The organism is Streptomyces pinistramenti, from assembly GCF_020564935.1.
GTDB lineage: Bacteria > Actinomycetota > Actinomycetes > Streptomycetales > Streptomycetaceae > Streptomyces > Streptomyces pinistramenti.
Map to the genome: position 1 here is coordinate 1 of NZ_JAJCXB010000089.1, position 19,853 is coordinate 19,853.

Consider the following 19,853-nt stretch of genomic DNA (forward strand, 5'->3'; position numbering starts at 1 on the left):
CTGTGCGTTTTCGCTCCCGGCCGCCGCTCACTGCTGTCCTGGCCCGTTCCCCCACAGCCGTTCGCGCCGCTCCCGCCGCCCGGCTGATCCGATCAGGCAGCGGATCGTGGCCATGAGGGTTGCTGTGGGTGGCCCATGGGTACGACCGCCTACGACCGGTTTGTTCTGCCGGACCGGCCTTGTCACGCGGGAGGGAACAGCATGATCTGGGAAGCGCTCGGCGCCGTGATCGCCGGATTCGTCATCGCCCTGGCCGCCACGCACCGGCTGCCTGACCGTTTCCCGTCCCGCACCCTGACGCTGGCCACCGGCCCCGGTGCCGCGCTCTTCGGCGCGCTGCTGACCCGGTCGATCCTCGGCCCGGGTCACCCCGTCCAGGTGCTGGCCGCCGCGCTCGTCGTGGGCGCGGCCCTGCTCTCGGTCCTGGTCCGCCCGCCGCGCCGCCGGCTGCGCAGGGCGGCCGCCGTCTGACACGTAACGGCGCGGCCCCGGACCGCCAGGGTCCGGGGCCGCGCCGTGTGCCGTTCCGCTACGCCGCGAGCCCCAAGGCCGCCATCCGCTTGGTGTGCGCCTCGGTGATCCGCGAGAACATCCGGCCGACCTCGGCCAGGTCGAACCCGTCGGCCACCCCGCCGACCAGCATCGTGGAGAGCGCGTCGCGGTCCGCGACCACCCGCTGCGCCTGCGACAGCGCCTCCCCCATCAGCCGCCGCGCCCACAGCGCGAGCCGCCCGCCGACCCGCGGCTCCGCCTCGATCGCGGCCCGCACCTTCTCGACGGCGAACGACGCGTGCCCGGTGTCGTCCAGGACGGCCAGCACCAGATCCCGGGTGTCGGAGTCCAGCCGGGCCGCGACCTCGCGGTAGAAGTCACTGGCGATCGAGTCGCCGACGTACGCCTTGACCAGGCCCTCCAGCCAGTCCGACGGCGCGGTCTGGCGGTGGAACTCGTCCAGCGCGGCGGCGAACGGCTCCATCGCCTCGTTCGGCTCCGCCTCGATGTCCGCGAGGCGCTGCCGCAGCCGCTCGAAGTGGTGGAATTCCGCCGATGCCATCTTGGCCAGTTCGGCCTTGTCGTCCATCGTCGGCGCGAGCTTGGCGTCCTCCGCCAGCCGCTCGAAGGCGGACAGCTCGCCGTACGCGAGCGCGCCCAGCAGGTCGATCACGGCGGCCCGGTAATGCGGCTCGGCGGATGCCTGCGCCCAGTTCTGAGCGGCGATCCCGGTCGGCTCCTGCGCGTCGGCAGCGGCGTTGTCTGGCGTCTCCATGACCGGCACAATAGCCCGCCACGCGGCCCGGGAAGGCCCTGGGCGGCCGCCATGTACCAGCCATCCGGCGAATCCGGCGGCCCGGCTCGCCGACGCATCCGGGGGGGCGTGTTCCGTTTGTCACTCATACAAGCCTTCGGATGCCACGCCGCATCCGGGGTACAGTGGTATTGGGCCCGCCGAGTATCGGTGGGTCGTTCCACGAATGCGGATGCCCGGTCGGTGGCCCGATCGGCTCCAAACCGACCGCCCTCCCCTGTGGCGCGTAGCGAGAAGACGTACGCGCAAGCAGGAGGGACACCGCTCGCGGCAGGAGTGCCTGAGCGTTGGCAGTGGTCCCGCGCCATCCGGCCGTATCAGGCCGGTCCCGTACGAACCCGTACGACGGTGCGGTACGACCCCCTTCGCCGCCTCACGCCGCGTCTCACAGAAGAGGCAAGATTCTGTCTACGTTCCGAGACCTCGGGATTTTCCCCGAGACCGCCGAGGCCCTTGAAGCCGTCGGCATCGTTTCCCCCTTTCCCATTCAGGAGCTGACGCTCCCCGTCGCCCTCTCCGGCAGCGACGTCATCGGCCAGGCCAAGACCGGCACCGGCAAGACCCTGGGCTTCGGCCTGCCGCTCCTGGAGCGCGTCACGGTTCCTGCGGACGTCGAGGCGGGCCGGTCCAGGCCGGAGCAGCTGACCGAGGCGCCGCAGGCACTCGTCGTCGTCCCCACCCGTGAGCTGTGCCAGCAGGTCACCAACGACCTGCTCACCGCGGGCAAGGTGCGCAATGTCCGGGTCCTGGCGATCTACGGCGGCCGTGCCTACGAGCCGCAGGTCGAGGCGCTGAAGAAGGGCATCGACGTCGTCGTCGGCACCCCGGGCCGGCTGCTCGACCTCGCGGGCCAGAAGAAGCTCAACCTCTCGCAGGTCAAGAGCCTGGTCCTGGACGAGGCCGACGAAATGCTCGACCTCGGCTTCCTGCCGGACGTCGAGAAGATCATCCAGCTGTTGCCCGCGAAGCGGCAGACGATGCTGTTCTCCGCGACGATGCCGGGCCAGGTCATCTCGCTGGCCCGCCGTTACATGTCGCAGCCCACGCACATCCGCGCCACCGCGCCGGACGACGAGGGCCAGACCGTCGCCAACACCGAGCAGCACATCTTCCGCGCGCACTCGATGGACAAGCCGGAGATGGTCGCGCGCATCCTCCAGGCGGACGGCCGCGGCCTGGCCATGGTCTTCTGCCGCACCAAGCGGACCGCCGCGGACATCGCCGACCAGCTCGCGCGGCGCGGTTTCGCGTCCGGCGCGGTGCACGGCGACCTCGGCCAGGGCGCCCGCGAGCAGGCGCTGCGCGCCTTCCGCAACGGCAAGGTCGACGTCCTGGTCTGCACCGACGTCGCCGCCCGCGGCATCGACGTCGAGGGCGTCACGCACGTCATCAACTACCAGTCCCCCGAGGACGAGAAGACCTACCTGCACCGCATCGGCCGCACCGGCCGCGCGGGCGCCAAGGGCACCGCGGTCACCCTCGTCGACTGGGACGACATCCCGCGCTGGAAGCTGATCAACAAGGCGCTCGACCTGTCGTTCGACGAGCCGGAGGAGACGTACTCGACCTCCCCGCACCTCTACGAGCAGCTGCACATCCCGGCGGGCACCAAGGGCGTCCTGCCGCGCGCCGAGCGCACCCGGGCCGGGCTCGCCGCCGAAGAGGTCGAGGACCTGGGCGAGACCGGGGGCCGCGGGCGCGGTGCCCGGGGGCCCGCGGCGGCGGTCGTCGAGGAGCGTCCCCAGCGGACGCGGGCTCCGCGGCAGCGGCGGCGGACCCGTGGCGGCACGTCGGTGGAGGGCACGGCCGTTCCCGCGGCGCGGGCCGAGGAAGCGCTGGACGTGGCGGAGGGATCCGCGCCGTCCGAGGGTGCCGACGGGCCGCGGCAGCCGCGGCGCCGGCGCCGTACCCGGTCCGGCAGCCAGGGGAACGCGGCGGCCCGCCCGGCCGCCAGGTCCGACGAGGCGCGGGACACGGCCGTCGGGACGGCGGACGCCAACCCGGCTCCGGCCACCGAGGCTCCGGCCGACGAGGCGGCCGCCAAGCCGCGGCGCCGGCGTACGCGGGGCGCGAAGGCGGCCGCCGACGACGCGGTCGTGGCGGAGACCGTGACGGACGCGGCGCCCGCGGCGGATGCGGTGGCCGCGGTCGACACCGCGGAGACCGTGACCAAGCCCCGGCGGCGGACCCGGAGCACGGCCAAGGCCGTCGCGGAGCCGGCTGCCGTGGCCCAGGCCACGCCGATCGCACCGTCCGTGGCGGAGGCCCCGGTCGACGAGGCCCCGGCCGTGAAGCCGAAGCGGGTGCGCAAGACCGCCGCGCCCAAGAAGACCGCGGCGGCGGACGCCGTGGACACCGCCGAGGGCACGGAAGCCGCTCCCGCCAAGCCGAAGCGGGTCCGGAAGACGGCGGCGGCGAAGGCTGTCGCGGACACCGACGGGACCGCCGAGGAAGCTCCGGTCAAGCCGAAGCGGACGCGGAAGGCGGCCACCAAGGCCGTCGCGGCGAGCGCCGAGGCCGATGAGGCGCCGGCCGCCAAGCCGAAGCGGGTCCGGAAGACCGCGGCCAAGAAGGCCGCGCCTGCCGAGGCCGCGCCGGAGAGCTGATCCGTTGCCGGTGGCCCGGTCCCTGCCCGAGTGGCGGGGACCGGGCCACCGGCATGTCGGGGGGTGCGTGCGCCGTCCCCGGGCGGCCGCCCGCCGTCGGAGTGCCCTGACGGGGGCGGGTGACGGGTGTCCGGGGGCCGGGCGGATAGCCTCGGGGCATGAGCAGGCCGCCCACGTTGACGTTGCCCCGGTGCGCAAAGGCGTACCGACTCTCCACCCGGCGCGGGGAGTTCGCCGTGCACGAGGCCCGCCCGGACGGGACGCCCGCAGGGGTGGTGCTGCTGGTGCCCGGGTTCACCGGCAGCAAGGAGGACTTCATCGGGCTGCTCGCTCCACTCGCCGCCGCCGGGTTCCGGGTGGTCGCCGTCGACGGGCGCGGACAGCACGAGACGGGCGGGCCGCGCACCGAATCGGCGTACGAACAGGCCGAGTTGGCGCGAGACGTGCTGGCGCAGGCGCAGGCTCTGGAGGCGCCCTGCGGGGTGCATCTGCTGGGGCATTCGCTCGGCGGGCTGGTGAGCCGGGCGGCCGTGCTGGAGGATCCGGCGGCCTTCGGGTCGCTGACGGTGCTCAGCTCGGGGCCCGCCGCCATCGACGCGGCGCAGCAGGTCCGGGTGCAGATGCTCATCGACGCGCTCGGCAGCATGGGGATGGAGAAGGTCTGGCAGGCGATGCAGCTGCTGGACCCGCCGGAGGCACCGGAGGCGCAGACCCCCGCGGAGATCGGCGCGTTCCTGCACAGGCGTTGGCTGAACACCGTCCCCGAGCAGCTGATCTCCACCGGGCGCCAGATGATCGAGGAGCCGGACCGGGTCGACGAGCTGGCCGGTGTGCCGCTGCCCAAGCACATCGTGTCCGGCGCGGTCGACTACGCCTGGCCGGTGCCGCTGATCGACAAGATGGCCGCCCGGCTGTCCGCGCACCGCACGGTCATCGACGGTGCGGAGCACTCCCCCAACGCGCAGCGCCCGGCGCAGACCGCCGCCGCGCTGGCCGGCTTCTGGAGCGCGCTGTCCGAGGTGTGACCACTGCTCAGAACTGCGGCTGCACGCACTCCCAGAAGCCGTCCCGCAGGGCGCGGCGCAGGCCGGAGTGGCCGCGCAGGGAGTGGTGCAGCAGGGCCTCGGCCGCGGTCAGGAGTTCCTGGTCGACGGCGGCGGGGAGGTAGGGGTGGTGCGGGAGGATCCCGGCGCCCCAGCCGCGGCCGCGTTCGGCGAGCCACTGGGCGGCGACCTGCGCGCCGATGCGGCGCACCTCTTCGCGGGTGGGGACGTGGCCGCCGTCGCCCGGCAGTTCGGCCGGCTCCACGCCGACGCGGCGGGTGACGTACGGCTTGCAGAAGTCGAGGTCGAAGGTCCGCTGACTGTCGACCTCCCACAGCAGGGGGTCGGCCTGGTTGCGGCCTCCGGCGGCTTCGATGCCCCACAGGTGGACGCGGGCGCCGTAGCCCTGCGCGGCCTCGACGGCGGACACCAGATCCTCGTCGCCGCCGATCAGGACCGCGTCGCTGATGGCGCGGTGCCGGGCGAGGGACTCCAGGTCGGTGCGGATGAGGGAGTCGACGCCCTTCTGCTGGTTGTTGGCGTTGAGGTTGCCGAGCCTGACCTTGACGTCCGGGAGTTCCGCGATGCGCTGCTGTTCCGCGGTGTGGATGCGGCGGCGGGCGCCGTCGTACCAGTAGACGCGGAGCAGCCGGCTGTCCGGGAAGATCGTCCGGGCCTTGTCGATGAAGGCTTCGATGATTCCCTCGGCGTCGAGTCCGAACGTTCTGCGGTCCTCGGTGCCGGTGACCAGTCGCCCGGCGGCCGCGTAGACGTAGCCGGCGTCGACGAATGCGGCGTGGGTGGACGGGGTGGTGGCGACCTCGGCGAGCACGCGGGTCAGCAGCTCGTTGGTGCGCTCGATGCCGGCGGCGAGGGTGGCGAGGTCTGAGGGGCCCGGGGGCTGGACGTCATTCATACCCGGCCCATTCTTCCGGCGGCCGGTCGGCAGGGACAACCGCGCTCCCACCAGGCAATATTTAGACCGTCGAAAGTTTTCCTTAGCGTAGGGAATGTTTGCACCCTGCCACGACGTTCTTCCAGAGGAACGCCGGCAGCGACGCCTGGCGTTCGCCAACCATCAGTTCTCCGCAGGAGGATCAGACGAAGGGAGAAGCCGTATGCGCTTCGAGATCATGCGCCTGGACGACGTCGACGGCAACGCCGTGGACAGCACCGTCGTGGACGCCGCCTCCGTCAACCGGATCGTGCAGCAGGCCGCCGCAATCGGCCAGCGCATCTACATCCGCCCGGCCGACACCGCCGCCCGGTAACGCCATGACCGCCGCCTGAGCCACACCCGCGGCACGCACGGAGCGCCCCGTACGGAACTGCCGTACGGGGCGCTCGTATGCCGTGGTCAGGAACCCTGCACGACCTGGGTGACACCGTTGATGATCTGCTGCACGGCCAGCGCGGAGAGCATCATGCCCGCGAGCCGGGTCACCAGCACCACTCCCCCGTCCTTGATGACGCGGATGATCACCAGCGAGAACCGCATCACCAGGTAGAGCACCACGTGGATCGCGACGATCGCCGTCCAGACGGAGAACTGCGCGGTGAAACCGTGCGCGTGCTGCACCGCGAGGATCACCGACACGATCGCGCCGGGCCCGGCCAGCAACGGCATCCCGAGCGGCACCAGCGCGACGTTGACGTCCTTGGTCTGGGTCGGCTCCTCCGACTTCCCGGTGAGCAGATCCAGCGCCACGAGCAGCAGCAGCAAACCGCCCGCGATCATCAGGGCGGGTGTGGAGATGTGCAGGCGCCCCAGGATCTGGCGGCCGAAGACACCGAAGACGGCGATGACGCAGAAGGCGACGATGGCCGCCTGCCAGGCCATCCGGCGCTGGACCTTGGCGGGGCGCCCGGAGGTCAGCGCCAGGAAGATCGGGGTGATGCCCGGGGGGTCCATGATCACGAAAAGCGTGACAAAGAGGGTACTGAAGACAGCGACGTCGAACACGGTGATGAGTGGCCTTGCAGGAGAAGCGGAGCGGAGGGCAGAGCGGGCCCGTCACGGCAGCGCCGGGGCGCGGACGCCCCGCGGTGTGCGGTGCGCCGGACGGGGCCGCCGGGGTGGGCGGGCGGACTCAGCCGCCCGCGCCGGGTACGGGGAAGGCGCCGGTGGCCCGGCGCACGATCTCGCCGTAGATCTCGGGGTCGGTGGTGAACTCACCGAGCCGACAGGTCTTGCGGCTGCCGTGGTAATCACTGGAGCCGCAGGTCAGCAGCCCGAGGTCGGTGGCGAGGCCGCGCAGCCGGGCGCGGGTGGGCCCGTCGTGGTCCATGTGGTCGACCTCGATGCCGTCGAGGCCGGCGGCGGCCAGTTCGGCGATGGCGCTCTCCGGCACACAGGCGCCGCGCTTGACGGCCTGCGGGTGCGCGAAGACGGTGACCCCGCCGGCGGCCTTGACCAGCCGGAGCGCGTCGAAGGGGTCGAGTTCGTGCTTGTCGACGTAGGCCCGGCCGTCGTTGGCCAGCCACTGCGGCGTGAAGGCGTCGGACACCGTGGGGACCACACCCAGCTCGACCAGGGCGCTGGCGACGTGCGGCCGTCCGACGGCGCCGTCCCCGGCGATCTTGGCGACCTGTTCCCAGGTGACCGGCACCCCCAGTTCCCGGAGCTTGGCGACCATGCCCTGAGCGCGCGGCACCCGGTCGTCGCGGACCAGCTCGCGCTCGCGGGCCAGCTCGGGCTCCTCGGGATCGAAGAGGTAGGCGAGCAGGTGCAGGCTCACGCCGCCGATCCGGCAGGAGAGTTCGGCGCCGGTGACCAGCGTCAGCCCCCCGGGCAGCGCCGCGCGGGCCTCGGCATGGCCGCCGACGGTGTCGTGGTCGGTGAGCGCGACGACGTCGAGACCACTGGCGGCGGCGTTGCGCACCAGCTCGGCGGGGGTGTCCGTACCGTCGGACGCGGTGGAGTGGGTGTGCAGATCGATGCGCACGACGCTGACTCCCAACTGCGGGGACGGGGACGGTGGACCGGACGGCGCCCCGCGGCGGCCGTGGCGCACCGGCAGGGTTCCTCAGAAGGATACCGGCCGCCGGAGGCCGGCCCGCCTGACCCGGGCGGGCGGCGGCCGCCCGCCCGGGTCAGGACAGGATCCGCGGCGACAGCGCGCCGCACGGCAGCAGGTCCACCTCGGCACCCGCCTCGCGCAGGTCGGTCAGCACCAGGTTGTCGTACATGATCAGGCCGGTCGGCTCGGGCCAGACGATCGCCCACAGCCACAGGCCGCGCGCCTCACCCGCGAAGACCGCGCGGTCGGCGGGCGCTCCCTCGACGTGCCACAGGGGCGTCGGCCGGCCGGCGGCCAGCACCTTGGTGTTCGGCGCACCGTCCACCCGCATACCGGGCACGGGATCGGGCCCCTCGACGCCGGCATAGCGGGCGCCGAGCCCGACCCCGGGCTCCTCGGCGATCAGCAGGAGTTCGCCGGGCCCGCCCAGCGGCCCCGGCCCGGAACACGCCACCGCGGTGGCCCGGCCGCCGCTGCGTTCGTCGCCCGCGCAGGCCACACCCGTGAAGAGCCAGCCCACGGGGAGCGGCCAGGGCATCCACACGGGCACCTGCGCACGGTGCACGACGACGCCGAGCGCCTCGACGCTCGGCGGGACGACCGGCTGGAGTGGCTGCACGGTCCCGTGCACGGCGCACTGCCAGGAGTCGGAGAAGAGACCGGGCGCCCGGACCCGGCCACCGCACTTCGGGCAACTGGGTTCGCCCCTCATAAGGACCAACGGTCCTCCGTACACGCCGCCGCGTCAAGGACGATCACCCGACCGGTGGGACTGCGGAACCACGCACAACTGCCGGGCCCCGCAACGGAGAAGCGCACCCCGCGGAGTTAGTTGCAACTTGCATTCTCCAGGTCGGCCGCCTTGATGCGTGCATACGTCAACGATCTCCCGGATCGCACAACCGGCAACGGGAAGGGGCTGCGACATGCAGAACAGCGGACACGGCAGCACCACCGACGGCGACCCGTTCGACGAGGGCGCGGGCGGCCTGCTGCGCCGGCCGAAGGCCGTCCGGGCGACGGCGGGCGCCTCGGTGGTGGCCTTCATGGGCATCGGACTCGTCGACCCGATCCTCCGCGCTCGGCCTCGGCATGGCCTGCGGGCCGCTGCTCGGCGCGATCCTCGGTGACCTGAAGTGGCGCTACCCGTTCTTCGGCACCGCCGCCCTGATGGCCATCGGCTTCCTCGCCATCACCGTCCTCCTCAAGGAACAGCCGAAGCCGGCCCGCAAGACCTCGCTGCTCGACCCGCTCAAGGCACTCGCCCACGGCGGCCTGGCCCCCGCAGCCGTCTCCGCGTTCTTCCACCACTACGCGTTCTTCACGGTGCCGGCCTTCACCCCGTTCGTGCGGACCATGTCGCCCTGCAAGTCGGGCGTCGTCTTCTTTTCGCCCGGGGTGTGCTGCTCGCGGTCTTCTCGGTGATCGTGGCGCCCCGGGTCCAGCGCCGCTTCGGCTCGCTGAACGTGCTCGGCGGCTCGCTGGTGCTGCGCGCCGCCGACCTGCTCGTCCTGGGCCACGGCGGCCACACCACGCAATCGTCTGCACCGTCGCGTCCGGCGCCTTCATCGGCCTGAACCACACCGTCTTCACCGAGCCGGCGCCGGGGGTCTCCGACGCCCCGCGGCCGGCGCGGGCTACAACTTCGTGCGGTGGTTCGCCGCCGCGGCCGCGCCGTTCCTCGTGCCGAAGATCGAGGAGTGGACGGACCTCCACATACTGTTCGTGGTCGCGGCGGCGGCCGCGGTGACCGGCGCCGGGCGCTGACCACCCGGGCCGGGGAACTGGAGCCGCGGCACGCCACGGAGGACAGCATCACGGTCTTCGCCAACTGACCGCCGCGCCCCCGGAAACCGCGGCGCCCGCCCTCTGTGCCGGCGGGCGGGCGCCGCGGTCAGGAGTCGAGCGGCACGCCCTTGCGCAGCGGGTCGCGCAGGTCGGTGCCGTGCTGTAGCCAGCGCTCCTGCAGCGCCTCCGCGCCGTGCACCCGCTTCCAGGCGGCCTCGTTGGGCGTCATCGGCAGCAGCGGCAGGAAACGGACCGGCTCCCTGGGGGCGTCCAGCACCAGATCCTCGACGAGGCCGCCGGACGCCGCGACCAGCACCGAGGTGAAGGCGGCCCCAGGCCACAGCGGTTCGCCGACGTCCAGGGAGGCGCCCGGCACCACGACAAGACCCTCGACCTGCGGGGACGCGGCGAGCACGGCGAGCGGCCTGAGCATCTTGTCGGTGTCGGCGAGCCCGGCGCGCACGGAGAGGATCAGTTCGGCACGGGGCCCGGTGAGCGGGTCGGCGACCACTGCGGCCGGATCGGTCATCGGCTGCCCGGACATCCCGAGCGTGGCGTAGCGCACGACCCCGCCGTCGAGGAAGCGGAGGACCTCGATACGGTCGGTCCCGATGAAGGTGACGGCGGCGCGGGCGTCCGGCTCGCCCAGGCTCGTGCGCAACCGGGCTTCGACCAGCTCAAGAACGTCAGACATGCCGCGAGCATAGAGCCGGTCCGGCGAGCGGCTTCGCGGTGCCCGGACCGTTCCGTATCGAACGGGCAAAGCGGTGCCGTAGGGCCGCACGGGCCTTCGTATCGAACAGGCAAAGCGGCGCCGCAGGACCACAGGCGGCTGATAGCCTTGCCGTCTGGTCAGGGAATGACGTCGTCCCCCAGCGGGGACCGGCCGGAGGAGGTGGGGCTGCGGTGGATCCGAGTCGACCGTGCAGTACCGATAGTTCTCCTGTCATCCCTCTCGCGCAGCGAATCTTCTGAGCCGAAGGCTTCCGTACCCCGCCGCATCGCGGCGAAACCCGTGAAGTGCCTTTGCGCCGGATGGAGATGACGGAAGAGCGCCTTCGCCTCTTTGTTCCGTGTCTTCTGCGTTATCCGCGAACTGCCGTCAGCACCACCGCACGGAGCGCCGCCCGCTTTGCGGACGTACGGCCAACGATGCCTCGTACGTCCACGTTCCGGGCAGCGTTACGCCCCGCGCCCGCTGCTGACGGCCGGCCCGTGAAGGAGCCAGCCATGTCGATGATCCGCGACCTGCGCGCCGCCGTCCGCCCCTCCCGCCGCCGCGACGGCGATCCCTACAGCTACGAGAAGTCCGCTCCCGCCTGCGTCAACAGCGCCATCGTCGACTGCGGCGTCTACCGCGAGGGCCGCCGGGTGCGCGCGCACCTCACCCCGGCCGAGGCGATGGCGAGCGTGCGGGAGGACGGCGGCTTCGCCTGGATCGGCCTGCACGAGCCGACCGAGTCCGAATTCGCCGGTATCGCCGCGGAGTTCGGGCTGCACCCGCTCGCCGTCGAGGACGCGGTCCACGCCCACCAGCGGCCCAAGCTGGAGCGCTACGACGACACGCTGTTCACCGTCTTCAAGACGGTGCACTACGTCGAGCACGCCGAACTGACCGCGACCAGCGAGGTCGTGGAGACCGGCGAGGTGATGTGCTTCACCGGCCGGGACTTCATCGTGACCGTCAGGCACGGCGGCCAGGGCTCGCTGCGCGCGCTGCGGCACCGCCTCCAGGACGACCCGGAACTGCTGGCCAAGGGCCCGTCCGCGGTGCTGCACGCCATCGCCGACCAGGTCGTGGACGGCTACATCGCGGTGGCCGGCGCGGTCCAGGACGACATCGACGAGGTGGAGATCGACGTCTTCAGCTCGGGCACCAACGGCAAGGCGTCGGCCAAGGGCGGCGACGCCGGCCGGATCTACCAACTCAAGCGCGAGGTACTGGAGTTCAAGCGCGCGGTGTCGCCGCTGCTGCGGCCGATGCAGCTGCTGAGCGAGCGTCCGATGCGGCTGGTCGACTCGGACATCCAGAAGTACTTCCGTGACGTCGCCGACCACCTGGCGCGCGTCAACGAGCAGGTGCTGTCCTTCGACGACCTGCTGAACTCCATCCTCCAGGCCAACCTCGCGCAGGCGACCGTCGCGCAGAACGAGGACATGCGCAAGATCACGTCCTGGGCCGCGATCTTCGCCGTGCCGACGATGATCGCCGGGATCTACGGCATGAACTTCGAGTACATGCCGGAGCTGAAATGGAAGTACGGCTACCCGGCGGTCCTGCTGCTGACGGTCACCCTCTGCTTCGGCATCCACCGGGGCTTCAAGCGCAACGGCTGGCTGTAGCGCCCGCTCCCGGGTCGTTAGGCTGAACGGCATGACTCAGACCGTGTCGCAGGCCCTGCAGGATCGGGCGCTCATCGAAGAGGCCACGAAGAAGTCCGGCCTGATCTGGGTGCGGGGCACGGCAGGTCCCGCGCGGGCGCTGTGGCACCTGTGGGTGGACGGCGCGGCCTGCCTCGTCGGCGACGGCCCTGACGAGCAGCCGCTGGCCGACCTCGGACTCACCGACGGCGGCACGGCGACGGTGACCGTACGCAGCAAGGACAAGGGCGGCCGGCTGGTCGCCTGGACGGCCGTGGTCGTCGAGCCGGCGGCGGGCAGCGAGGCGTGGCGGACCGCCGTCGACGAGCTGAAAGGCAAGCGGCTCAACGCGCCGGACGCGGAGACGATCACCGAGCGCTGGGCCCGCGAGTGCCGGGTGCTGCGCCTTGAGCCCACCGGGGACGCGGTGCAACGGCCCGGCGCCATGCCGGACGGGGCGCAGGCCGTGCCGCCGCTGCCGAGCCCCGCGATCACCCGCAGGCCGGTCCCGGCCGGGCTGCCGAAGCTGCTGCGCCGCGGCCGCAAGGGCTGAGCGGGCGGCCGGGCTTCAGCCCTTGCCGGAGATCTGCTTGCCGTAGTCGACGACCTGGCTCTTGTCCGGGGCCTTGAGGTCCACGGCCTTGTCCCAGTCGGCGAGCGTGACGGTGCCCGCGTCGCCCGCGCGCTGGAGCCGCAGCGGATACGGCGTGCCTTCCAGGGAGACGTCGAGGGTGCCGCCGGAGCCCGCGCCCGCGGTGAGGCGGACGGTGCGGACGCCGTCGAGGGTGTTGCGGCCGCCGGTGGCGAGCTTGCCGTGCAGGCCGAGCACGCTGCTGAGCAGGACGTCCTTGTCGGTGAAGCCGCTGAAACGCTTGTAGACGGGGTCGGCGGCGGGCACCTTGACGTATTTGCCGCCGAGTTTTTCGGCGGCCGAGGCGTCGGAGCCCGATCCTGAGCTGTTCTTCTCGCCGGCCCAGAAGGCGGCGTCCGCCTTGAGGTAGAGCGCGTCGTCGACCCGCAGGAGGCCGAAGGCGGACTGTTTGGTGGTCAGCCGGCCCTTGGCGCCGTTCCCTGCGAGGCGCATGTCGAGCTTGTACGTGCGGCCCTGGCTGACGACGCTGCCGGAGAGCCGGACGGTGCGGGCCTGCGCGGCCGCGGCCCGCGCCTTGGACTCGATCTTCGCGGCCGGCAGTTTGCCGACGCCGTTGGTGCCGGCGTCCGGATCCCCCTCGGAACAGCCGGCCAGCGCGGCGGCGAGGCCCGCGCACGCCGCCCCGACGGCGAGCACCCGCCCCGCGCGACGGGGGACGGCCAGGGTTCGGGGGCTCGTCCCCGAGGGGATTGCACTCACGTCGGCTCTGCCTCCTGATGCGGGTGACCTCGACAGCAGTCGGCAGCGTACCCGGATCGCGCACCCCGCTCGGCGCCCTGCCGACGGACGCCATACGGGCGTTCCCATCGGGGCGCGGGAGAGCCGGGCGGGTTAGCCTGAACCCGAATTCGGGCCTCATTTCAGGCATTTTCGGGTATTTAAGGCACGCCGCGAGGAAGGGAGGCGCGCCGCATGGCAGTGGTGACCCCCCGGGTCTTCGTCTCGCACCTCTCCGGCGTCGCCGTCTTCGACCCCAACGGCGACCAGGTCGGCCGGGTGCGCGATCTCGTCGCGATGCTCCGCACCAAGGGCAGCGGGCGGGGCGCCGGCGGCGAACGGCAGGTGGGGCGGCCGCCGCGGCTGCTCGGCCTGGTCGTCGAGGTGGTCAGCAGGCGGCGGATCTTCCTGCCCATGACCCGGGTGACGGGGGTGGAATCCGGCCAGGTCATCACCACCGGCGTGGTCAACATGCGGCGCTTCGAACAGCGGGCCTCCGAAACGCTGGTGCTCGGCGAGCTGCTCGACCGTCGGGTGCGGCTGGTCGAGACCGGCGAGGAGGTCACCGTCCTCGACATCGGCATCACCCAGCTCCCCGCCCGCCGCGACTGGGAGATCGACAAGGTCTTCGTCCGCAAGGGCAAGGGCGGGGCGCTGCGCCGCAGGGGAGAGGTGCTGACCGTCGAGTGGTCGGCGGTGACCGGCTTCTCCCTGGAGGAGCACGGGCAGGGCGCCGAGAACCTGCTGGCCACCTTCGAGCAGCTGCGCCCCGCCGACCTCGCCGGTGTCCTGCACCACCTGTCGGCCAAGCGCCGCGCCGAGGTCGCCGCCGCGCTGGCCGACGACCGGCTGGCCGACGTCCTGGAGGAGCTGCCCGAGGACGACCAGGTCGAGATCCTCGGCAAGCTCAAGGAGGAACGGGCCGCCGACGTCCTGGAGGCGATGGACCCCGACGACGCCGCCGACCTGCTCTCCGAACTGCCCGAGGAGGAGAAGGAGCGCCTGCTGGCCCTGATGCGCCCCGAAGAGGCCGCCGACGTCCGCCGGCTGATGGCGTACGAGGAGCGCACCGCGGGCGGCCTGATGACCACCGAGCCGATCGTGCTGCGCCCGGACGCGACGGTCGCCTACGCGCTCGCCCGCGTCCGCGACCCCGACCTCTCCCCCGCACTGGCCGCCCAGGTCTACGTCTGCCGCCCGCCCGACGAGACGCCGACCGGCAAGTTCCTCGGCCTGGTGCACTTCCAACGGCTGCTGCGCGACCCGCCGTTCACCCTCGTCAGCTCGATCGCCGACACCGATCTGCCACCGCTGTCCCCGGACACCCCGCTGACCGAGGTGACCCGCTATCTGGCGGCCTACAACCTCGTCTCCGCGCCCGTAGTCGACGAGAGCGGCGCGCTGCTGGGCGCGGTCACCGTCGACGACGTGCTCGACCACCTGCTGCCCGACGACTGGCGGGAGACGGAGATGCACGGCGCCCCGGAGGCGGACGGCGATGCCTGAGGAGCGGGAGGGCGGCAAGGAGCGGTCGCGGGCGAACGGCGCGTCGGCGCTGCGGCGGTCCGCGCCGGAACGCCCGCGGGTGCGCCTGGACCTGCCGCGGGCGCCGCGCCGTACGTTCTGGCCGGAGTACGACCCGGACGCGTTCGGGCGGCTGTCGGAGCGGATCGCCCGCTTCCTGGGGACCGGCAGGTTCATCGTCTGGATGACGGTGATCATCATCCTGTGGATCGCCTGGAACATCGCGGCGCCCAGGGTCCTGAAATTCGACGAGTACCCGTTCATCTTCCTGACCCTCGCGCTGTCCCTCCAGGCGTCGTACGCGGCGCCGCTGATCCTGCTGGCGCAGAACCGGCAGGACGACCGCGACCGGGTCACCCACGAACAGGACCGCTCGCAGAACGAACGGTCCATCGCCGACACCGAATACCTGACCCGGGAGATCGCGGCGCTGCGGCTCGGCCTCGGCGAGGTCGCCACCCGCGACTGGATCAGGTCCGAGCTGGCGGACATGGTCAGGGATCTGGACCTGCGGCAGCCGGCCGAAGCCGAGGGCGGCGAACGCGACCGCTGAGAGCCTTTCCGGAGGCCGCCTCACCCGCTGTGGGGCCCGGCCACCGCCCCTTGGGGACGCGCTCGGCACGGCCGTAGTATCTGAGGCATGGCTACCGACACGCCCCAAGGCGCCGCGCCGAGCGAGGACGCGATCCGCGATGCGCTCGCGACCGTGAACGACCCCGAGATCCACCGCCCCATCACCGAGCTGGGGATGGTCAAATCGGTGGACATCGCGGCGGACGGCACGGTGGCGGTCGTGGTCTATCTCACCGTTTCCGGCTGCCCGATGCGCGAGACCATCACCAGCAACGTGCGCGAGGCCGTCGAACGCGTCGAGGGTGTCACCGCCGCCACCGTCGAGCTGGACGTGATGAGCGACGAGCAGCGCAAGGAGCTGGCGTCGTCACTGCGCGGCGGCACCGCCGAGCGCGAGGTCCCGTTCGCCCAGCCCGGCTCACTGACCCGGGTCTACGCCGTGGCCTCCGGCAAGGGCGGCGTCGGGAAGTCGTCGGTGACGGTCAACCTGGCGGCGGCGATGGCGGCGGACGGCCTGAAGGTCGGCGTCGTGGATGCCGACATCTACGGGCACTCCGTGCCCCGGATGCTGGGCGCCCACGGCAAGCCCACCCAGGTCGAAAACATGATCATGCCGCCGTCGGCGAACGGCGTGAAGGTCATCTCCATCGGCATGTTCACGCCGGGCAACGCCCCCGTCGTCTGGCGCGGCCCGATGCTGCACCGCGCCCTCCAGCAGTTCCTCGCCGACGTCTACTGGGGCGACCTCGACGTCCTGCTCCTGGACCTGCCGCCCGGCACCGGCGACATCGCCATCTCCGTCGCACAGCTCGTCCCCAACGCCGAGATCCTGGTCGTGACGACGCCCCAGCAGGCCGCTGCCGAGGTCGCCGAGCGGGCCGGTTCGATCGCCGTGCAGACCCACCAGAAGATCGTCGGCGTGGTCGAGAACATGTCCGGGCTGCCCTGCCCGCACTGCGACGAGATGGTCGACGTGTTCGGCACCGGCGGCGGCGAGCGGGTCGCCGACGGCCTGACGAAGACCACCGGCACCCAGGTCCCGGTCCTCGGCTCCATCCCGATCGACGTACGGCTGCGCGAGGGCGGCGACGAGGGCAGGCCGGTCGTGCTGACCGACCCCGAATCGCCCGCCGGATCGGCGATCCGCACGATCGCCGGCAAGCTCGGCGGCCGCCAGCGCGGCCTGCAGGGCATGTCGCTGGGCATCACCCCGCGCAACAAGTTCTGAGCGGCGAAGGACCTGACGAAGGGGCGGGCCGGATGATCCGGTCCGCCCCTTCTCGTCGTCCGCGCTAAGGCCGCCGCCGGTCAGCCGTTGTACGCGGCGAGGTCCTTGACCACACCGAAGGCCAGTCCGTACGCGCTCCTGTTGCGCCCGTACGCGCCGATGTGCACGCCCTCGGGACCGTCGTCCGCCGAACCGGCCAGTACCCAGCCGTACTCGGACTCGCGGTAGCGGAACGGCGTCGGCTCGCCGTCGACCGGCAGCAGCAGCTCGCTCCATGCCTCACCGGCAAGATCGTCGGCCAGCTCCCAGGCGAGCATCGTCTGCTGGTCCAGCCAGTCCTGGCGCAGCGCCCGGTCCATCTGGGACGGCCAGGTGTGGGCCAGCAGCCCGGACCCGGCGAGCCAGGCGGCCGTCGAGACCGAGGTGGCGTCCAGGACGCCGGTGCCGTCCGCGCTGCGCCGTACGGGCCGCCCTGCGACCGTCACCACGACGGCGAACCGCTCGCTCTCCCTCGGGGTCTCCACCCGTATGCTCGGCTCTTCGCCGTGGCCGGTCCCGCCGTGTTCCACCGTGCCGTCGGCAGCGGCGCCGACCTGCATCAGCCAGCGGGGCCCGGTGAACGCCTCATCGAGGCCGTACCACGGGAACGCGGCCAGCAGATAGCCGTCGACCTTCCGTCCGGCGCCGGCCGAATCCGCCTGGGCCGCTGCCCGACCCGTCGTCTCCATCTGCGCGGAGCCTCCTCGTTGCCCTGTGTCGTGGGCGGCCCGCCCCCCTCAGGCGACCTCACCCCGGACACCGGGAGCATAGCCATTGGGCGCGCGCAGCCGGGCATAGGGAAGGTTCAGGTGGCGTCTGCGTCGAACGGAGGGTACTCGCGGGGCGCCGGGGCCCCGGCGCCCTTCGTCAGGTCGATGCGGCCGGAAGCGGCCGGGGACTCCTTCGACAGATTCAGCCGACCGCCGCTCTGCGCTGCGCCGGCCGGGGGCTCGCCGGCGTTCCTGACGGCGTCGGTGACCTCGGCCATCTCCTTCTTCAGGTCGAATCCGTCACGGATCTCCTGAAGGTCCTTCAGGCCGTACTCGTCCTTGTCCAGGACGTGCTTGCGGACGAAGTTCTGCGGCTTGAGGTCCTCGAACTCGAAGTCCTTGAACTCCGGGCCCAGCTCGCTGCGGATGTCCTCCTTGGCGCTGTCGGAGAACGCCCGCACCTTGCGGATGAAGCTCATCACGTCCTGGATGACCTTGGGCAGCTTGTCCGGTCCGAAGATGAGCACGCCAAGGATCGCGAGCGCCGCCAGCTCCGGGAGTCCTATGTCGAAGAACACCGTTCAGCTCCTTGGGATATCCGCGGCCGTCAACGGCCCGGGGCCAGGCCGCCTCTCACGGTACCTGGCCCGGGACGTCACACGGGAGTCACCCGCACCAACACCGTACAAACGATCAGCTTGTGCTCGACGAGCCGAGCGTGAGGTGCACCGTCCGCTCCTTCCCGCCGCGCCGCACCGTCAGCGCCAGAGTGTCGCCGGGGCGGTGGCTGCGGATCTTGACGATCAGCTCCTCGCCGCTGTGTACCGGGGCGCCGTCGACTCCGGTGATCACGTCCCCGCCCTTGATGCCGGCCTTGGCGCCGGGCCCGCCCGCGGTGACGGGCTCCTTGCCGTCCTTGTTCAGGTCGCTGACCTGCGCGCCGTCGCCCGCGTACGCCATCGCCAGGGTGACGCCGATCACCGGGTGGGTCGCCCGCCCGGTGTTGATCAGCTCCTCGGCGACCCGCTTGGCCTGGTTGATCGGGATGGCGAAGCCCAGCCCTATGCTGCCGCCCTGCCCCGCGGCGCCGCCGTCGGGCCCGCCGCCGCTGTCGGCCGCCCGGATCGCGCTGTTGATGCCGATCACCCTCGCCCTGGCGTCCACCAGGGGACCGCCGGAGTTGCCCGGGTTGATCGGCGCGTCCGTCTGGAGCGCGTCCACGTAGGAGACGTCGCTGCCGTCGGCCTTCTCGCCGCCCGCCGTGATCGGACGCTGCTTGGCGCTGATGATGCCGGCGGTGACGGTGTTGGCGAGGTCGTACGGCGCGCCGATCGCCACGACCGGATCGCCGACCCGTACCGCGTCGGAATCGCCGAGCGCCAGCGGGCGCAGCCCTGACACGCCGTCCACCTGGACGACGGCCAGGTCGTAGCCGCCGTCCTGCCCGACGACCCGGCCCTTGGCGGTCTGCCCGCCGCTGAACGTCACCGAGATCTCGCCGCCGTCGCCGGCCGGCTCGACGACGTGGTTGTTGGTGAGGATGTGGCCCTGCCCGTCGAGGACGAAGCCGGTGCCGGTGCCCTGCTCGGAGTTGCCGCGCACATGCAGCGTGACCACACCGGGCAGCGCGGCCTGCGCGATCCCGGCGACGCTGTGCGGATCACGGGCCTGGGACTCGCCCCCGGCCTGCGGCAGGGTGATGTCGTTGACCCCGCCGTGCCGCTCGGCGTACGCGCCGATGCCACCGCCCACGACGCCCGCGACCAGGGCCAGCACCACGGCGCCCACCGCCAGCAGGCCGCGGCGGCTGCGCCGGGCCGGCGGCGGAGCGGCCGGGCCGTCCTGGAGGGGCGGGCTCCAGGGGTCGTACTGCCCCCAGGGGCCCTGCGGGGGCAGCGGGGCGGCGGGGTGGCCGGGGGCGTACGCGGGGGCGGGCCCGGCGATGGGCTGGGCTCCGGGGGCGGGCTGGTCCGTCCCGGCAGCGCGCGCGGCGGCGGAACGGGGTCCGCCGTCGCCGGGACACGGCACGAACCCGCCTTCCGGCACGGGCCGTTCGGCGGGCGGGAGCGGCGCGGTGTCCGTTCGCTGCGGCACGGGGTGCTCGGCCGGCAGCCGGTGCTCGCCCGTGGCCCGGCCGGACGCCGGCTGCTCGTCCGCGGCCGCACCAGGGACCTGCGGCGCCGGCACAGCGGCGGCCGGCAGCGGGGCCGCGGCCTGCCGCTGCGGCGCCTCCGGGTACCCGGCGTGCGGCCTCGGGGCCTGCGGGGGCCTCGCTCCAGGGACGGC

Annotated in this window: 19 protein-coding genes and 1 pseudogene; 10 read left to right on the forward strand and 10 right to left on the reverse strand. The window is 72.6% G+C overall.

Features of this window, described 5'->3' with window-relative positions; genetic code table 11:
- Positions 1 to 201: 201 nt before the first annotated feature.
- The gene (locus LIU39_RS32805) at positions 202 to 471 is read left to right on the forward strand and encodes a hypothetical protein (RefSeq protein WP_227050604.1); all 270 of its coding nucleotides are present in this window, start codon (positions 202 to 204) and stop codon (positions 469 to 471) included.
- A 58-nt stretch (positions 472 to 529) separates the two neighbouring features.
- Here the strand turns inward: LIU39_RS32805 and LIU39_RS32810 are convergent, their stop codons facing one another.
- The gene (locus tag LIU39_RS32810; protein ID WP_227050605.1) at positions 530 to 1,267 is read right to left on the reverse strand and encodes a ferritin-like fold-containing protein; all 738 of its coding nucleotides are present in this window, start codon (positions 1,265 to 1,267) and stop codon (positions 530 to 532) included.
- A gap of 332 nt (positions 1,268 to 1,599) precedes the next feature.
- Between LIU39_RS32810 and LIU39_RS32815 the strand changes: the two genes are divergently transcribed.
- Positions 1,600 to 3,912, forward strand: a complete 2,313-nt coding sequence (locus tag LIU39_RS32815) for a DEAD/DEAH box helicase (RefSeq protein WP_227050622.1) — start codon at positions 1,600 to 1,602, stop codon at positions 3,910 to 3,912.
- Positions 3,913 to 4,070: 158 nt separating this feature from the next.
- Complete coding sequence (locus LIU39_RS32820; protein WP_227050606.1) at positions 4,071 to 4,937, forward strand: alpha/beta fold hydrolase; 867 nt, start codon at positions 4,071 to 4,073, stop codon at positions 4,935 to 4,937.
- A gap of 7 nt (positions 4,938 to 4,944) precedes the next feature.
- Here LIU39_RS32820 and LIU39_RS32825 read toward each other — a convergent pair whose 3' ends face one another.
- Positions 4,945 to 5,871, reverse strand: a complete 927-nt coding sequence (locus LIU39_RS32825) for an NYN domain-containing protein (RefSeq protein WP_227050607.1) — start codon at positions 5,869 to 5,871, stop codon at positions 4,945 to 4,947.
- Between the two features lie 202 nt (positions 5,872 to 6,073).
- Here LIU39_RS32825 and LIU39_RS32830 point away from each other — a divergent pair, with 202 nt between their 5' ends.
- Positions 6,074 to 6,226, forward strand: a complete 153-nt coding sequence (locus tag LIU39_RS32830; RefSeq protein ID WP_169795174.1) for a DUF8834 family protein — start codon at positions 6,074 to 6,076, stop codon at positions 6,224 to 6,226.
- An 86-nt stretch (positions 6,227 to 6,312) separates the two neighbouring features.
- Here LIU39_RS32830 and LIU39_RS32835 read toward each other — a convergent pair whose 3' ends face one another.
- From LIU39_RS32835 to LIU39_RS32845, 3 genes are all read right to left on the reverse strand, one after another.
- A complete protein-coding gene (locus LIU39_RS32835; protein ID WP_227050608.1) occupies positions 6,313 to 6,918 on the reverse strand; it encodes a MarC family protein in 606 nt (201 codons plus the stop codon).
- Between the two features lie 127 nt (positions 6,919 to 7,045).
- The gene (locus tag LIU39_RS32840) at positions 7,046 to 7,900 is read right to left on the reverse strand and encodes a PHP domain-containing protein (protein ID WP_227050609.1); all 855 of its coding nucleotides are present in this window, start codon (positions 7,898 to 7,900) and stop codon (positions 7,046 to 7,048) included.
- A 148-nt stretch (positions 7,901 to 8,048) separates the two neighbouring features.
- Positions 8,049 to 8,687: a DUF6758 family protein gene (locus tag LIU39_RS32845; protein WP_227050610.1), complete on the reverse strand. Its 639-nt coding sequence runs from the start codon at positions 8,685 to 8,687 to the stop codon at positions 8,049 to 8,051.
- A 161-nt stretch (positions 8,688 to 8,848) separates the two neighbouring features.
- On the opposite strand from LIU39_RS32845, the pseudogene LIU39_RS35790 reads away from it, so the two are divergent.
- Positions 8,849 to 9,810, forward strand: a pseudogene (locus LIU39_RS35790) (MFS transporter).
- 59 nt (positions 9,811 to 9,869) lie between these two features.
- Here LIU39_RS35790 and LIU39_RS32860 read toward each other — a convergent pair.
- Positions 9,870 to 10,457, reverse strand: a complete 588-nt coding sequence (locus LIU39_RS32860; RefSeq protein WP_227050612.1) for a suppressor of fused domain protein — start codon at positions 10,455 to 10,457, stop codon at positions 9,870 to 9,872.
- A gap of 536 nt (positions 10,458 to 10,993) precedes the next feature.
- On the opposite strand from LIU39_RS32860, the gene LIU39_RS32865 reads away from it, so the two are divergent.
- Both LIU39_RS32865 and LIU39_RS32870 read left to right on the forward strand, forming a co-directional pair.
- Complete coding sequence (locus tag LIU39_RS32865; protein ID WP_227050613.1) at positions 10,994 to 12,106, forward strand: magnesium and cobalt transport protein CorA; 1,113 nt, start codon at positions 10,994 to 10,996, stop codon at positions 12,104 to 12,106.
- Positions 12,107 to 12,137: 31 nt separating this feature from the next.
- On the forward strand, positions 12,138 to 12,677 hold the full coding sequence (locus LIU39_RS32870) for a hypothetical protein (protein ID WP_227050614.1): 540 nt from the start codon (positions 12,138 to 12,140) through the stop codon (positions 12,675 to 12,677).
- Between the two features lie 15 nt (positions 12,678 to 12,692).
- Here LIU39_RS32870 and LIU39_RS32875 read toward each other — a convergent pair whose 3' ends face one another.
- Complete coding sequence (locus LIU39_RS32875; RefSeq protein WP_227050615.1) at positions 12,693 to 13,475, reverse strand: hypothetical protein; 783 nt, start codon at positions 13,473 to 13,475, stop codon at positions 12,693 to 12,695.
- Between the two features lie 213 nt (positions 13,476 to 13,688).
- On the opposite strand from LIU39_RS32875, the gene LIU39_RS32880 reads away from it, so the two are divergent.
- The 3 genes from LIU39_RS32880 (at position 13,689) to LIU39_RS32890 (ending at position 16,818) form a co-directional block, all read left to right on the forward strand.
- A complete protein-coding gene (locus tag LIU39_RS32880; protein WP_227050616.1) occupies positions 13,689 to 14,999 on the forward strand; it encodes a magnesium transporter MgtE N-terminal domain-containing protein in 1,311 nt (436 codons plus the stop codon).
- Positions 14,992 to 15,570: a DUF1003 domain-containing protein gene (locus LIU39_RS32885; RefSeq protein WP_227050617.1), complete on the forward strand. Its 579-nt coding sequence runs from the start codon at positions 14,992 to 14,994 to the stop codon at positions 15,568 to 15,570. Before LIU39_RS32880 ends, LIU39_RS32885 begins: the two co-directional genes overlap by 8 nt.
- A gap of 87 nt (positions 15,571 to 15,657) precedes the next feature.
- Positions 15,658 to 16,818, forward strand: coding sequence for an Mrp/NBP35 family ATP-binding protein (locus tag LIU39_RS32890; RefSeq protein WP_227050618.1), 1,161 nt, complete (start codon positions 15,658 to 15,660; stop codon positions 16,816 to 16,818).
- Between the two features lie 80 nt (positions 16,819 to 16,898).
- On the opposite strand, the gene LIU39_RS32895 is transcribed toward LIU39_RS32890, so the two are convergent.
- The 3 genes from LIU39_RS32895 to LIU39_RS32905 form a co-directional block, all read right to left on the reverse strand.
- Positions 16,899 to 17,546 carry a hypothetical protein gene (locus LIU39_RS32895; protein ID WP_227050619.1) on the reverse strand — a complete coding sequence of 216 codons (648 nt, stop codon included), beginning with the start codon at positions 17,544 to 17,546 and terminating at the stop codon, positions 16,899 to 16,901.
- A 116-nt stretch (positions 17,547 to 17,662) separates the two neighbouring features.
- Positions 17,663 to 18,145, reverse strand: coding sequence for a sec-independent translocase (locus LIU39_RS32900; protein ID WP_227050620.1), 483 nt, complete (start codon positions 18,143 to 18,145; stop codon positions 17,663 to 17,665).
- Positions 18,146 to 18,260: 115 nt separating this feature from the next.
- The coding region (locus tag LIU39_RS32905) for a S1C family serine protease (RefSeq protein WP_227050621.1) at positions 18,261 to 19,853 on the reverse strand (1,593 nt) is incomplete at its 5' end.

What these genes read in the sequence shown, in the direction of transcription:
- LIU39_RS32805 (WP_227050604.1), top strand. Translation starts at nt 202, where the DNA reads ATGATCTGGGAAGCGCTCGGCGCCGTGATCGCCGGATTCGTCATCGCC.
- LIU39_RS32810 (WP_227050605.1), bottom strand. Translation starts at nt 1,267, where the DNA reads ATGGAGACGCCAGACAACGCCGCTGCCGACGCGCAGGAGCCGACCGGG.
- LIU39_RS32820 (WP_227050606.1), top strand. Translation starts at nt 4,071, where the DNA reads ATGAGCAGGCCGCCCACGTTGACGTTGCCCCGGTGCGCAAAGGCGTAC.
- LIU39_RS32825 (WP_227050607.1), bottom strand. Translation starts at nt 5,871, where the DNA reads ATGAATGACGTCCAGCCCCCGGGCCCCTCAGACCTCGCCACCCTCGCC.
- LIU39_RS32830 (WP_169795174.1), top strand. Translation starts at nt 6,074, where the DNA reads ATGCGCTTCGAGATCATGCGCCTGGACGACGTCGACGGCAACGCCGTG.
- LIU39_RS32845 (WP_227050610.1), bottom strand. Translation starts at nt 8,687, where the DNA reads ATGAGGGGCGAACCCAGTTGCCCGAAGTGCGGTGGCCGGGTCCGGGCG.
- LIU39_RS32860 (WP_227050612.1), bottom strand. Translation starts at nt 10,457, where the DNA reads ATGTCTGACGTTCTTGAGCTGGTCGAAGCCCGGTTGCGCACGAGCCTG.
- LIU39_RS32865 (WP_227050613.1), top strand. Translation starts at nt 10,994, where the DNA reads ATGTCGATGATCCGCGACCTGCGCGCCGCCGTCCGCCCCTCCCGCCGC.
- LIU39_RS32870 (WP_227050614.1), top strand. Translation starts at nt 12,138, where the DNA reads ATGACTCAGACCGTGTCGCAGGCCCTGCAGGATCGGGCGCTCATCGAA.
- LIU39_RS32880 (WP_227050616.1), top strand. Translation starts at nt 13,689, where the DNA reads ATGGCAGTGGTGACCCCCCGGGTCTTCGTCTCGCACCTCTCCGGCGTC.
- LIU39_RS32885 (WP_227050617.1), top strand. Translation starts at nt 14,992, where the DNA reads ATGCCTGAGGAGCGGGAGGGCGGCAAGGAGCGGTCGCGGGCGAACGGC.
- LIU39_RS32890 (WP_227050618.1), top strand. Translation starts at nt 15,658, where the DNA reads ATGGCTACCGACACGCCCCAAGGCGCCGCGCCGAGCGAGGACGCGATC.
- LIU39_RS32895 (WP_227050619.1), bottom strand. Translation starts at nt 17,546, where the DNA reads ATGGAGACGACGGGTCGGGCAGCGGCCCAGGCGGATTCGGCCGGCGCC.